Here is a 12,531-nt window from a genome sequence, read left to right on the forward strand (position 1 = left end):
GGGTGGTCCTCGCTCCCCCCGCGGGGCCCCCCGCATGGGTTGTTTCTAAAAGTGGGCGTGGGCCCCCACAAGGGGGGCCCGGACGGGACTTTGACGACAGGACCCAGGCCGAGGCGGGGCCCGGACCCGCTGCCCCGCACACCACCTTTGTGACCCGATTGGGAGTCATCTTGTCGGAATGGCTCGTCCTGACCCTCGCGATGGCCGCGGCCTGCGCCGTGGTGCTGTCCATCACCTTCTTCAACCACCGGCGGATCGGCGACGACGACGATCCCAACGAGACACCGGACGTCATCGAGTACATGACGATGATGATCGGTGTGATCTACGCGATCGTGCTGGGCCTGGCGATCGCCGGTGTCTGGGAGGGCCGCGGGGCCGCCCAGGAGTACGTGCGCCAGGAGGCGCAGGCCCTGCACGAGATCAGCGTCCGCTCGGAGGTCTACCCGGCGGACGTGCGCAAGAAGATCCGGTCCGATGTCGACGCGTACGTGACGTACGTGGTGGACACCGAATGGAAGGAGATGGCCGACCACGGCGATCTCACCGACCACAGCGGGGAACTGCTGGAGCGCATCCGCCGCGACGTCACGGACTACGAACCGCAGACCGACCACGAGGGGCAGGCGTACCAGCCTCTGGTGGACCAGGTCGCGCTGGTGGACGACGCGCGCAGCGCCCGCGGCCAGAGCGCCGGGGCGACGATGCCGGGGGTCGTGTGGTTCGGGCTGATCGCCGGGGCGCTCGTGACGGTGGGCCTGATCTTCACCCTGCAGATCCGCCGCTCGTTCCGGGAACTGCTGCTGGCGGGCCTGTTCAGCGCGCTGATCGCGTTCCTGCTGTTCCTGATCTGGGACTTCGACGCGCCGTTCGGCCGGGGCGTCGCGGCGACCGCGGAGCCGTTCCTCGCACAGTTCCCGCATCTGCCGCTCGGCGGCTGAACGCCCGGCAAACCGGGGACGGGCCCTCCGTCCCCGGTTCGGCCTACCCCCGTGCCCCATTCGCCCGTTCCTGATCGCGGGTCACCGCGCCCGGACCTAGCGTGTCGGACATCGAGGCGCACGACCCCCCACGTGCGGAAACCGTTCCGCGGCTGCTCCTCGGAGATCCGGAGATCAACCATGGGTGCGATACGCAGCAACGCCACCGCCCTGCTGAGCGCCGGCGCCATGAGCGCCGTACTCGCGCTCGGCGCCCTCGGCGCGCCCTCCGCGTCCGCGGCCGAGGCTCAGCCCATCACCTCGTTCGGCTTCGCCCTGACCCCGTCCACGGTCGCCCCGGGCGGCCAGACGGTGCTCTCCGTCACCGGCTGCAACGCCGCCTACGCCACCGTCTCCTCCGGAGTCTTCGACACCGTGAGCGTCGCGCGCGGCCAGACCGCCCGGGTGACCGTGGACCGCGACGCCCGGCGCGGAGCCGTGTACTCCGTCTCCTTCACCTGCAACGGGGAGACCGGTTCGGCGGACCTCACCATCACCGGTGGCACCACCAAGCCCACCACCAGCTCCACCTCCACCTCCACGTCGACGGCCGCCTCCGCGGCCACCCGGGGCGCTTCCCTCGGTGTCCGCGGCGGTCTGGGCGGCAGCGTGGCCGGGATGGATCCCCGGGAGCTCGGCGCGGGCGCCGCCCTCTTCCTCGCCGCCGCCGGCGGTACGGCGTACGCACTGCGCCGCCGCGCCTCCACCCGCGGCCACTGACCGGCCCCGCCGACGACGTACGGCAGCACGCCGCACACACCCGGAACCACACCCACACCCCAGAGCACCGACCGCCGGTCGCCCCGAATCCTGATGAGGATTCGGGGCGACCGGCGTTTCCCGGGCCACTGCGGGCTGCGAAGGGCTCGACCGGGCAGGCCCGGCCGTCAGGCCCGCCCGCGCAGCGGACGGCGCCGACGCATCACGTGCACGCCCGCACCCAGGGCCGCGGCGCCGACCAGGCTCGACCCGATGGCGGTCTCGGCGGTGGACGGGCCGAACGAGCCGCCGATACCGCCCTGTGCGCCGTTGCCCCGGAGGATGGTGAACCGGTGCGTGGCGACCAGGCTGTTGTCGTGGCACTTGACCGACAGCGTGTGGTTGCCGGGCGAGGCGTGGTTGAAGATCCGGACGCTGGCGAATCCGATGGAGCCGGCCGACAGGTTCGTCTGGGGAAAGTTGCCGGCCGACCAGACCGTGCCGCCGTGGCGGCAGCCGGCCGCGCTGACCTGCATCGTCGAGCCCTGGTGCACGGAGTACGGGTTGACGGTGACGTTGCTGGGCCCGTTGCCGTTGTTGCCGCCGTTGCCGCCCTGGCCCGACGGGGATCCGCCCAACGGGGCTCCGCCCAGTGGGTCCGACGGGTTCGCTGCGGCAAACGGGGTACTGAGCCCGACGGCGACGACAGCCGCCGCGGCCACGGTGAGGGCGCGGAGAACACGCATGGTGGAACCTCCAGCGGGAAGCGCCCCGGAGCGGTCGCCCGGGAAGATCGACGAGAACGCCTCCCACGACGAACCCTCAGGGCGGCTCGCAACCAGCGCATTTCCGGCTTTGGGCCGCAAGGTTGAGCGACACGCCGAGGCGCGCGCGGCTCGGCTGACGGATCCGCAGGTCACGACCCGTCAGGCATTTATGTGACGAATACCTGGATGGGCGCACCCCTTCCGGCCGTCCCGCCACCCGTTCGCCCTTCAGCGATCGCCGTCTTGCGCACGCAGCCTTAGCGTGCGTGAGGAAGGGCGTACAGGGGTGGGACAAGAACGCGGGTCGGGACCCCCGCGTCGGGAAGGGAGAGCCATGACCGAGGACGAGAGCGAGCAGCCACCGAGAAGACGATCCCCCTGGGGCGTGCTCGCACTGGTCATGCTCAGCGGCCTCGCCCTGATGCGCAACGGAGCGGACATCGGCGACGGGCCGCCGCAGCCGACCGCAGCGGCGGCGGTCGGGGTACCGGCCGAGCAGCTGCCGGCGAATCCGCCGGCGCAGGGTGAGCAGCCGATGCAGCAGGCCCAGCCGCGCGCGGAGATGGCACCGCTGGAGCACTCGTCGGTGCAGCGCATCCGCATCCCCAACATCAAGGTGGACGCGCCGGTGATGACGGTCGGGCTGGACGCGCAGGGCTGGATCGAGGCCCCGCCGCCGCAGGACCCGAATCTGGCCGGCTGGTACCTCAACGGCATCTCGCCGGGCCAGCGCGGATCGGCGGTGATCGTGGGCCACGTGGACAACGCGAGCGGCCCGGCGGTCTTCTACGGCCTGGGTTCGCTGCGCAAGGGCAACCACATCGAGGTGGAGCGCTACGACGGACGCACGGCGGTGTTCGAGGTGTACGGGGTGGAGGTCTTCTCGAAGGAGACGTTCCCCGGGGCCCGGGTGTACGGGGACAACGGGCACGCGGAGCTGCGGGTGATCACCTGTGGCGGCGGCTACTCCAAGGCCCGGGGCTACGACGGCAACGTCGTCGTCTTCGCCCGGATGGTGGAGGCCCGCTGAGGGGCGGGCCCGCCGCCGCCCGGCCGCGCGGACCCGCCCGAACACCGCCCCGCCCCGCCCCGCCGAGGAGGAGGCTCCTCAGCGGGGCGGCAGGGCGGGCAGCGTCATCCGGTAGCCCCGGGCCAGCAGTTGGGGCAGGTAGGTACTCACCGCCTGCACGCTCTGTGAGCGGTCGCCGCCCGCGTCGTGGTTGAGCACGATGACGCCGGGCGCCGCGCCCTTGAGGACGTTCGAGACGATCGTGGTGGTGCCCGGCTCCTTCCAGTCCAGGGTGTCCACCGTCCAGGCGAGCGGCTCCATGCCCAGCTCGGCCCCGATCTCGAACGCCGCCCGGTTCCACGCCCCGTACGGTGCCCGGAACCACTGCGGCGCCTCCCCCACCGCCTGCTGTACGACCTCGCTCGTCCGGGCGATCTCCGAGGCGAGGGCGGGCCGGCTCAGCGTGGGGATGAGCGGATGGGTCCAGGTGTGGTTGCCGATGACGTGGCCCTCGGCGGCCATCCGGCGCAGCAGGTCCCGGTTGTCGGTGGCCATCTCCCCGCACACGAAGAACATGGCGCGCACCCCGTACCGGGCGAGGGTGTCGAGGATGGCGGGCGTGTAGCGCGGGTCGGGCCCGTCGTCGAAGGTGAGCACCATGGCGCTCGCCGTGCTCGCGTCGGCCGGCAGTTCGAGGATGGGCCGGGTCCGTACGGCGGGCCGTGCGGCGGGCGGCCTCAGCGGGGTCTCGGCGGTCATGGGGCTCAGCCGGTACGCCGCCTGCCCGGGTGCCTGCGGTCGCAGGGCGCGGACTCCGCCCGGTCCGGCGGCTCCGCCCGGTCCGGGCTGCCCGGCCGCCGGGCCGCTGCCGGGGGCGGCGCCGAGACCGGCGCCGGGTGCACCGCCCGCCGCGTTCCGGCCGGGCGCTCCGGTCTCGCCGCCGGTGAGCAGTCCGGAGGCCGCGGCGACTCCGAGGAAGACGGCGGTACGCAGGAGCACGCGTCGCCCTACTGTCGGCTCGTCATTTTTCATTATTACTACGTATCAACGACATCCCCGCAGATGTCGAGAGGCGCGAACGCGCGCACTCCCCCTCACCCGATCAGCCGCGCCGCACCAGCGGGAACGGCAGCGTCTCGCGGATCGTGAGGCCCGTGAGGAACATGACCAGCCGGTCCACGCCGATGCCCAGGCCGCCGGTCGGCGGCATCGCGTACTCCAGCGCCTCCAGGAAGTCGTTGTCGAGCTCCATCGCCTCCGGGTCGCCGCCCGCCGCGAGCAGCGACTGGACGGTGAGCCGGCGCCGCTGCTCCACCGGGTCGGTCAGCTCCGAGTAGGCGGTGCCCAGTTCGGTCCCGAAGGCGACCAGGTCCCAGCGCTCGGCGAGGCGCGGGTCCTTGCGGTGCTGCCGGGTCAGCGGGGAGACGTCGGTGGGGAAGTCCTTGTAGAAGGTGGGCAGCTTGGTCTTCTCCTCCACCAGCCGCTCGTACATCTCCAGCACCACGTCTCCGCGGGTGTTCTCGGGTGTGTGCGGGACGGACGCCCGGTCGCAGAGCCGCCTGAGCACGTGCTCCTCGGTGTCGGCGTCGACCTCTTCGCCGAGCGCCTCGCCGATCGCCCCGTACATCGTCTTGACCGGCCAGACCCCGGAGATGTCGTGGACGACGAGCTTTCCGTCCGGGCCCGCCTTGTGGGCGATCGGAGAACCGAAGGCGGCGGTCGCGGCGCCCTGGATGAGCTCGCGCGTCAGGTCGAGCATCACGTCGTAGTCGGCGAAGGCCTGGTAGGCCTCCAGCATCGTGAACTCGGGGTTGTGCTTGTAGGAGACGCCCTCGTTGCGGAAGGTGCGGCCCATCTCGAAGACCTTCTCCAGGCCGCCGACGCACAGCCGCTTCAGGTACAGCTCGGGCGCGATGCGCAGGTACAGGTCGAGGTCGTAGGCGTTGATGTGGGTCCGGAAGGGCCGGGCGTTGGCCCCGCCGTGGATCTGCTGGAGCATCGGGGTCTCGACCTCCAGGTAGCCGCGGTCCAGCAGTCCCTGGCGCAGTGCCTGGACGGCCGCGGAGCGGGCCCGTACGACGTCCCGCGCCTCGGGGCTCGCGACCAGGTCGAGGTAGCGGCGCCGGACGCGCGCCTCGGGGTCGGCGAGACCCTTGCGCTTGTCCGGCAGCGGGCGCAGGCATTTGCCGGTGAGCTGCCAGGAGGAGACCACGAGGGAGGGCTCGCCGCTGCGGCTGGCGCCGATCTCTCCGCTCGCGACCACGTGGTCGCCGAAGTCGACCTGGGAGGTGAAGGAGTCCAGTGCACCGGCGCCGCTCTCGTCGCGGGTGAGCATCAGCTGCATGTCCCCCGACCAGTCGCGCAGGACGGCGAAGACCACGCCGCCGAGGTCGCGTACGAGCATCACCCGGCCGGCGAGCGTGGCCTGTTCCCCGGAGCGGGCGCCGGGCGCGTGCCCGGGGAGGGCGGCCTTCAGCTCGGCCACGGTGTGGGTGCGCTGCCGGATGCCCACGGGGTACGGGTCGGTCCCGGCCGCCCGGATCCGCTCCATCTTGGCGTGGCGGACGCGCACCTGGTCGGGCAGGCGCTCGCCCCGCGCGGCCGTGCCGTCCCCCACACCGACGAGGTCGAGGGCGAGGGAGTCGATCGAGGGCAGCCCCTCGGTGCTGGTGGGGGCGATGAGCCCCTTGGCGTGCCCGTTGCCCCACAGTTTGCGCAGGCTCGGTACGGAGACGAAGCCCTCGGCGATGCCGGAGGCGAGGCTGACCCGGGCGAGCGAACCGGCGTCCTGGTAGCAGAGGAACCGCGGGTACCACTCGGGCCCGTACTTGACGTTCGAGCGGTACAGGGCCTCCAGCTGCCACCAGCGGGAGAAGAACAGCAGCAGCTTGCGCCACAGCTTGAGCACCGGTCCGGCGCCGATCCGGCCGCCTTCCTCGAAGGCGGAGCGGAAGACGGCGAAGTTCAGGGAGATCCGCCGTACGCCCAGGCCGGGCGCGGCGGCGCACAGCTCGGCGACCATGAACTCCATGACCCCGTTGGGGGCGGTGCGGTCGCGGCGCATCAGGTCCAGGGAGATGCCGTCCTTGCCCCAAGGGACGAAGGACAGCAGCGCGATCAGCTCGCCCTGTGCGTCGAAGGCCTCGACGAGCAGGCAGTCCCCGTCTGCGGGGTCGCCGAGCCGGTCCAGCGCCATGGAGAACCCGCGCTCGGTCTCGGTGTCGCGCCAGGTGTCGGCACGCTCGATGATCCGCTGCATCTCCTCGTCGCTGAGGGCGGAGTGGCGGCGGATGAGGGTGGTGGCTCCGGTGCGCTTGACGCGGTTGACGGCCTGGCGGGTGACCCGCATGTCGCGGCCGTCGAGGTCGAAGTGGGCGACCTGCAGGATGGCCTCGTCGCCGAGCTGGAGGGCGCCGAGCCCGGAGCGGGCGTACGCGGTGGCCCCCTCCTCGGAGGCGCCCATGACGGCCGGCTGCCAGCCGTGGCGGCGGGCGACGGTGAGCCAGGCGTCGACGGCGGCGGACCAGGCGGCGGGGTCGCCGACCGGGTCGCCGCTGGCGAGGCAGACCCCGGCCTCGACGCGGTAGGTGACACCGGCCCTGCCGTTGGGGGCGAACACGACGGCCTTGTCGCGGCGGGTGGCGAAGTAGCCGAGGGAGTCGCCCCGACCGTAGGCGCCGAGCAGGGCCCGGATGCGGGGCTCCTCGTCCCCGTGCAGGGCGGCGGTCAGCCGCTGCGAGCGGAACAGGGTCGAGGCGGCGTTCAGCAGGGCGAGGGCGCCGAACAGGCCGAGGAAGAAGTACAGCGGGCGGGGCGGGTGGCCGTCGAACTGGCGGGGCGAGACGAGACCGCCGAAGACCTGCCGGGCGGCCCAGTCCAGCCACTGCCCCTTGGGCAGGGTGCCGGGGAACAGGGCGACCAGCCCCCAGCCGACGAGCACCGCCACGAGCAGCCCGAGACCGAGGACGAGCATCGCGCGCCAGAAGGCGCCGGGCCGGGCGGCGGCGTAGAACTCCTGGCGGGCGGCGATCAGGATTCCGAGGGCGGCCACGGCGAGGGCCATGGAGGGCCCGCCGATCCAGTAGTACTCGTCGGCGATGATCAGGACGTCGACCAGGACGAGCAGGGCCAGATAGGTGACGACGATCCACCAGGCGACCTTCTTGCGGGTGCCGAGCGCGGCGGCGAGCAGGAAGAGGAAGACCGCGTAGGCCAGGTTGGCGCTGACCGGCACCACGATCTCGTCGAGGAAGCGCACGATGTGCCGGAGCAGGTGCCGCAGCGTCGGGGAGAGCGCCAGTACGGCGCACAGGAGTCCGAGCGTTCCGAAGAACGCCGCGAACGCGTCGGGCACCCGGTTCAGGAAGCGGTTCCGGGTGCCCCGGGTCTCCTCCACGGTGGCACTCATGGTTCGCACTGTAGGGAGGCCCGCGCCGCCGCGCGCGGCGAAGGACATACCGTGGGGAGGTGACTGAGCACGTGAACACGGGATTCGAACGCGGTACCGACGGCCCCAAGGTGATCCTCGCCGGGGTGGACGGCTCGGAGTCCTCGCTGCGGGCGGCGGCGTACGCGGCGGGTCTGGCCCGGCGCCAGCACGCGCTGCTGGCGCTGGTGTACGTCCAGCCGGTGATGCCGGCCGGGGCCTCGCTGGGCGCGCCGGTGGCCGACACCACCGGGGAGATCGCGGAGGGTCTGGTCGCCGAGATCCGGGAGGCGGCGGAGCGGGTCAAGGGCGTCTACGACGTGCGCTGGCAGTTCCACACCTTCCGCGGCGACCCGTACGCGGGACTGGTGAGCGCGGCGGACGAGCTGAAGGCGGACGCGGTGGTGGTCGGCGCCTCGGAGCAGGCCGGGCACAGGATCGTCGGCTCGGTGGCGGTCCGCCTGGTCAAGGCGGGCCGCTGGCCGGTCACGGTGGTTCCGTGACCGGCGTGCCCTGACGGGGGGCGGCTACTTCGCCGTCGTCAGTCCGTCCTTGGCCGCGCCGCGGCTGAGGACGGCCTCGCTGACGGCGTCCCGCGCGGCCTCGTACTCGTCGTCGCCGGGGTCCTGGGCGAGGGCGGCGGGCAGGTTGACGACCTTCCCGGCGGACAGGTCCATCATCTGCGGGATGAACTCGGCCTGGGTGACCTGCCATCGCTGCCCGGCGGCGGCCGGCGGGGCGAAGGTGAAGCGGCCGATCGAGCCGTAGTTGCCGCGCATGTCCCGCGCGCCGGAGTAGTCGAACATCTCACCTGCGACCTGGTCGCCCATGCCGTAGACGATCCACGTCCCGTTGACCTTCTCGTAGGCCTGCGGGATGTGCGCGTGCGTGCCCAGGATCATGTCGATGTCGGGGCGCCCGCTGCTCTGCGAGGCCGTCAGCTCCTTGCCGAGCGACAGCTGCTTCCCGTCCGGCTCGGTCTGCCATTCGGTGCCCCAGTGGACGCTGACCAGGACCACGTCCGCCCCGGCCTTCCGGGCGGCCCGCGCGTCCGCGATGATCCTGTCCTTCTCCATCAGGTTGACCGCCCAGGGCTGCCCCTCCGGCATCGGGTAGCCGTTCGTGTCGTAGGTGTACGCGAGGTGCGCGACCTTCGCGGAACCCGCCGTGTACAGGGTGGGCGTGGCCGCCTCGGCCGCGGTACGGGCCGAACCGGCGTGCTTCAGCCCGGCCCGGTCGAACTTGTCGAGGGTGCGCTTCAGCCCCTCGGCTCCGGCGTCCAGGGTGTGGTTCGAGGCCGTGGAGCAGCCGTCGTACCCGGCGTCCTTGAGACCGTCGGCCACTTCCGGCGGGGACTGGAAGGCCGGGTAGCCGGTGAACGGCCCGCCGTCCTCCCCGTACACGGTCTCCATGTGGCACAGGGCCAGGTCGGCCGCCGAGACCACCGGCTTGACCAGGGAGAACATCGGCCTGAAGTCGTGGCCGTCGCCGTCCGCGTCCGCCGCCGCCCGCTTGATGACCGAGTCGTGCGGCAGTACGTCGCCGGACGCGACCAGGGTGAAGCCCTTCGCGGAGCCTTCGGCCGGCGCCGAGTTCGCCGCGGAGCCGGTGGGCGGCGACGGGGCGCGGGGCTCGCCGAGGCGGGCCCGCGCGGGCTCCTTGCCGGAGGAACAGCCGGCGGCGGCCGCGGCCAGCAGGACAGCCGACAGGAGCGCGAGGGCCTGCCGGGTGCGCTTGGTCATCTGAGCCAGCTCTCATTAGTAGGACTATCTGACCATCTGTAATCCATGGGGAGAGGCGTCACCAGTCGGCCGGCGGCTCCGGGGGATCTCCGGGGTGCCCGCGCACCCCGGGTGGCCGTTCGCCGCGCCGTTCGACCGTTCACCGCCGGGCACGGCCGCCCACCGGACGACCCGGACGCTTGGGCGCAACGGCGCCCCCGGACGGTTCCCGGGGCGCTCCGCGCAGGTGAGGGTGGGTGCGTCGGAGCCGAACGGACCCAGGAAGGAGCCACTCGTGCCCCTCTCCCCCACCCTCCTGCGCACGGACCCCGAGGCGCTGGCCGAGCTCCAGCGCGACCACGGGCGGGCCCTGTTCGGCTTCCTGCTCGGACTCACGGCCGGGGACTCGCAACGCGCCGAGGACCTCGTGCAGGAGACTCTGGTGCGGGCGTGGCAGCACCCCGAGGTGCTGGAGAGCGCTCACGACTCCATGCGGCCCTGGCTGTTCACGGTGGCGCGGCGGCTCGCGATCGACGCCCGGCGGGCACGGCTGTCCCGCCCGCAGGAGGTGGACCCGGAAGGGCTGGAGCAGGCGCCCGCGCCCGAGGACGCGGTGGCCGGCTCGGTCACGGCGATCGACGTCCGCCGGGCCGTGGGCTCCCTCGGGCCGGAGCACCGCGAGGTGCTGATGCAGGTCTACTTCCAGGACCGCTCGGTGGCCGAGGCGGCGGCGGAGCTCGGGATTCCGGCCGGAACGGTCAAGTCCCGTACGTACTACGCCCTGCGCGCCCTGAGGAAGGGCCTCCAGGGATACGGGTACGGCCTCGGAGCCTGAACGAACCGAATGCACGCGGATCGGACACAAAACGCATCGAAATCAGCCTCAGAGCGTTCAAGTTGGGTAAACATGCCACGTTCCGCGAGTCGCTCGGTGAAGGCTCATGACTGACGACGGGAAGCTCGACGCGCGGGAGAAGGTGGAACGGTGCAGCCCGAGGGTACGAACGGCACCAGTGACGGCGGGCTCGCGGTGCCCATGGCATGGCTCTACGCGGAGTACATCGCCGACGAACTGCTGCGCACGGGCCGGCTGATCCCGGTCAGTACCCTGGAGTTCCGTGCCGGGCGGGACACGCTCGCGCTGACGATCTACCTCTCCGACGCGGCCGGCGAGCTCTCCGGGATCCGGGTGGTCTCGCAGCTCGACGAGTGGATGTCGCTCACGGCGTACGGGCACCCCTGGCGCGACTGGGTGGACACCCGCTTCCTCGCGCTGGGCGAGGAGGCCCGGGAGCGCGGCGGCGGCGAGGACCCGGACCTGGAGCTGGCCCGGGCGGCCTGGCGCTGGCTGGACCGCACCGAACTGTTCGCCACCAACCTCGACCCGGGCCGGATCGGCCACGCCGACACCCCGGCCGGGCTGGACGAGAACGCGCGGGTGTGGACCCCGGCGTGGCAGCTCGGCCTGCCGCTGGGGCACTTGGCGATGCACCTGTTCTGAGGCGGACGCCGGGCCGGGGGCCGCGGGCCGGGCTGCGGACCGCGGGCTGCGGGCCGGGGGTCAGCCGGGCTGTCGGTGGATGCCCGGCGCCTCGGCCGGATCCATCACCAGGCCGGTGAAATCGGCCTCGTTGCGCTCGGCCCGGGTGACGTACCACCGGGCGATCAGCCACATCACCGGGTAGGCCGCCAGACCGAGCGCCACCCAGACCAGCGGCCCCGACTCCGCGCGCGACAGTGTGAACAGCACCGGCAGCGTCCCGACGAGCAGCGCGAGGGCGCCCAGCGCGCCGAGTCCGGCCCGCAGCTGACTGCGCATCAGGGCCCGGACGTACGTGGCGCCCAGGGTGGTCTGCTCGGAGATCTCCGAGCGGGCCGGGGTGTGCGCGGGCGGGCGGCTCCGGGTGCCCCGCGGCACGCCCGTGACGACCTCGCGCCGGGGCGGCGGCGGCTGCTGCGGGCGCGCGCGGGGCTGCTGCGGGCGCGCGCGGGGCTGCTGCGGGCGCGGCTGCTGCTGGTCGGCCATGGGGCCGGAGTCTACGCAGGCGGAGGTCATTTGAGGAGACGGGAGAGCCTGCGGTCGGCGAGCGGCCTGCCGCCCGTCTGGCAGGTCGGGCAGTACTGGAGCGAGGAGTCGGCGAACGACACCGAGCGCACGGTGTCCCCGCACACCGGGCAGGGCTCCCCGTCCCGGCCGTGCACCCGCAGCCCGCTCTTCTTCTCGGCCTTCAGGTTCCCGGCGGCCACGCCGTGCGCGCGCCCGACGGCCTCGCGCAGGGTCCGCCGGACGGCCTCGTACAGGTGGGTGACCTGCTCCTCGTCGAATGAGGCGGCCAGTTTGAAGGGCGAGACCTTCGCGGCGTGCAGGATCTCGTCGCTGTACGCGTTCCCGATGCCCGCGATGACGCCCTGGTCGCGCAGCACCCCCTTGATCTGCCGCCGCTCCCCCGCGAGGAGCGCGGCGAACGCGTCCCGGTCGAACCCGTCGGCGAGCGGGTCCGGTCCGAGGCGGGCGATGCCGGGCACCTCCTGCGGGTCGCGCACGACGTACACGGCCAAGCGCTTCTGCGTCCCGGCCTCGGTGAGGTCGAAGCCGCCGCCCCCGTCCAGGGCGACGCGGAGCGCGAGCGGCCCCTTGCCGGGACGCGGCGGTTCGTCGGGCAGGGCGTCCTGCCAGCGGAGCCAGCCGGCCCGGGCCAGGTGGGTGACGAGGTGGAGCTCGCCGATCCGGATCGCCAGGAACTTCCCGTGGCGGTCGGTGGCCCCCGCCCGCTGCCCTTCGAGGGCGCCGAGCGGCGGGTCGTACGTCTTGAGCACGCTGACGGCGAGCGGGAGGACTCGCTCCACCACCCGCCCGGCGAGGTGCTCGTCGAGGAACTCCCGCAGGGCCTCGACCTCGGGCAGCTCGGGCATACCCCCACCCTCCCCC

Annotated in this window: 12 protein-coding genes; 6 read left to right on the plus strand and 6 right to left on the minus strand. The window is 72.8% G+C overall.

Features of this window, described 5'->3' with window-relative positions; translation table 11 throughout:
- Positions 1-170 precede the first annotated feature (170 nt).
- Both ACFXGI_RS17630 and ACFXGI_RS17635 read left to right on the plus strand, forming a co-directional pair.
- Positions 171-941 carry a hypothetical protein gene (locus ACFXGI_RS17630; RefSeq protein WP_384706957.1) on the plus strand — a complete coding sequence of 257 codons (771 nt, stop codon included), beginning with the start codon at positions 171-173 and terminating at the stop codon, positions 939-941.
- 180 nt (positions 942-1,121) lie between these two features.
- The gene (locus ACFXGI_RS17635; RefSeq protein WP_384706959.1) at positions 1,122-1,700 is read left to right on the plus strand and encodes a hypothetical protein; all 579 of its coding nucleotides are present in this window, start codon (positions 1,122-1,124) and stop codon (positions 1,698-1,700) included.
- A gap of 167 nt (positions 1,701-1,867) precedes the next feature.
- Here the strand turns inward: ACFXGI_RS17635 and ACFXGI_RS17640 are convergent, their stop codons facing one another.
- Positions 1,868-2,425, minus strand: a complete 558-nt coding sequence (locus ACFXGI_RS17640) for a hypothetical protein (RefSeq protein ID WP_384706961.1) — start codon at positions 2,423-2,425, stop codon at positions 1,868-1,870.
- Between the two features lie 355 nt (positions 2,426-2,780).
- On the opposite strand from ACFXGI_RS17640, the gene ACFXGI_RS17645 reads away from it, so the two are divergent.
- Positions 2,781-3,476 carry a class F sortase gene (locus ACFXGI_RS17645; protein ID WP_384706963.1) on the plus strand — a complete coding sequence of 232 codons (696 nt, stop codon included), beginning with the start codon at positions 2,781-2,783 and terminating at the stop codon, positions 3,474-3,476.
- A gap of 78 nt (positions 3,477-3,554) precedes the next feature.
- Here ACFXGI_RS17645 and ACFXGI_RS17650 read toward each other — a convergent pair whose 3' ends face one another.
- Together ACFXGI_RS17650 and lysX are read right to left on the minus strand one after the other, a co-directional pair.
- Entirely contained in the window at positions 3,555-4,487 is a 933-nt protein-coding gene (locus ACFXGI_RS17650; protein ID WP_384706965.1) for a polysaccharide deacetylase family protein, read from the minus strand.
- Between the two features lie 70 nt (positions 4,488-4,557).
- On the minus strand, positions 4,558-7,863 hold the full coding sequence (gene lysX, locus ACFXGI_RS17655) for a bifunctional lysylphosphatidylglycerol synthetase/lysine--tRNA ligase LysX (protein WP_384706967.1): 3,306 nt from the start codon (positions 7,861-7,863) through the stop codon (positions 4,558-4,560).
- Positions 7,864-7,922: 59 nt separating this feature from the next.
- On the opposite strand from lysX, the gene ACFXGI_RS17660 reads away from it, so the two are divergent.
- The gene (locus tag ACFXGI_RS17660) at positions 7,923-8,384 is read left to right on the plus strand and encodes a universal stress protein (RefSeq protein ID WP_099888596.1); all 462 of its coding nucleotides are present in this window, start codon (positions 7,923-7,925) and stop codon (positions 8,382-8,384) included.
- A 24-nt stretch (positions 8,385-8,408) separates the two neighbouring features.
- On the opposite strand, the gene ACFXGI_RS17665 is transcribed toward ACFXGI_RS17660, so the two are convergent.
- Positions 8,409-9,623, minus strand: coding sequence for a CapA family protein (locus tag ACFXGI_RS17665; protein ID WP_384706969.1), 1,215 nt, complete (start codon positions 9,621-9,623; stop codon positions 8,409-8,411).
- Between the two features lie 274 nt (positions 9,624-9,897).
- Between ACFXGI_RS17665 and ACFXGI_RS17670 the strand changes: the two genes are divergently transcribed.
- Both ACFXGI_RS17670 and ACFXGI_RS17675 read left to right on the plus strand, forming a co-directional pair.
- A complete protein-coding gene (locus ACFXGI_RS17670) occupies positions 9,898-10,437 on the plus strand; it encodes a sigma-70 family RNA polymerase sigma factor (protein WP_327134401.1) in 540 nt (179 codons plus the stop codon).
- Between the two features lie 201 nt (positions 10,438-10,638).
- The gene (locus ACFXGI_RS17675; protein ID WP_384707087.1) at positions 10,639-11,103 is read left to right on the plus strand and encodes a hypothetical protein; all 465 of its coding nucleotides are present in this window, start codon (positions 10,639-10,641) and stop codon (positions 11,101-11,103) included.
- Between the two features lie 60 nt (positions 11,104-11,163).
- Here ACFXGI_RS17675 and ACFXGI_RS17680 read toward each other — a convergent pair whose 3' ends face one another.
- On the minus strand, positions 11,164-11,628 hold the full coding sequence (locus ACFXGI_RS17680) for a hypothetical protein (RefSeq protein WP_384706972.1): 465 nt from the start codon (positions 11,626-11,628) through the stop codon (positions 11,164-11,166).
- 26 nt (positions 11,629-11,654) lie between these two features.
- Positions 11,655-12,515 (minus strand): Fpg/Nei family DNA glycosylase, encoded by an 861-nt coding sequence (locus ACFXGI_RS17685; RefSeq protein WP_384706974.1) that lies wholly within the window; start codon positions 12,513-12,515, stop codon positions 11,655-11,657.
- Positions 12,516-12,531: the final 16 nt, after the last annotated feature.

The organism is Streptomyces sp. NPDC059355, assembly GCF_042752335.1.
GTDB lineage: Bacteria > Actinomycetota > Actinomycetes > Streptomycetales > Streptomycetaceae > Streptomyces.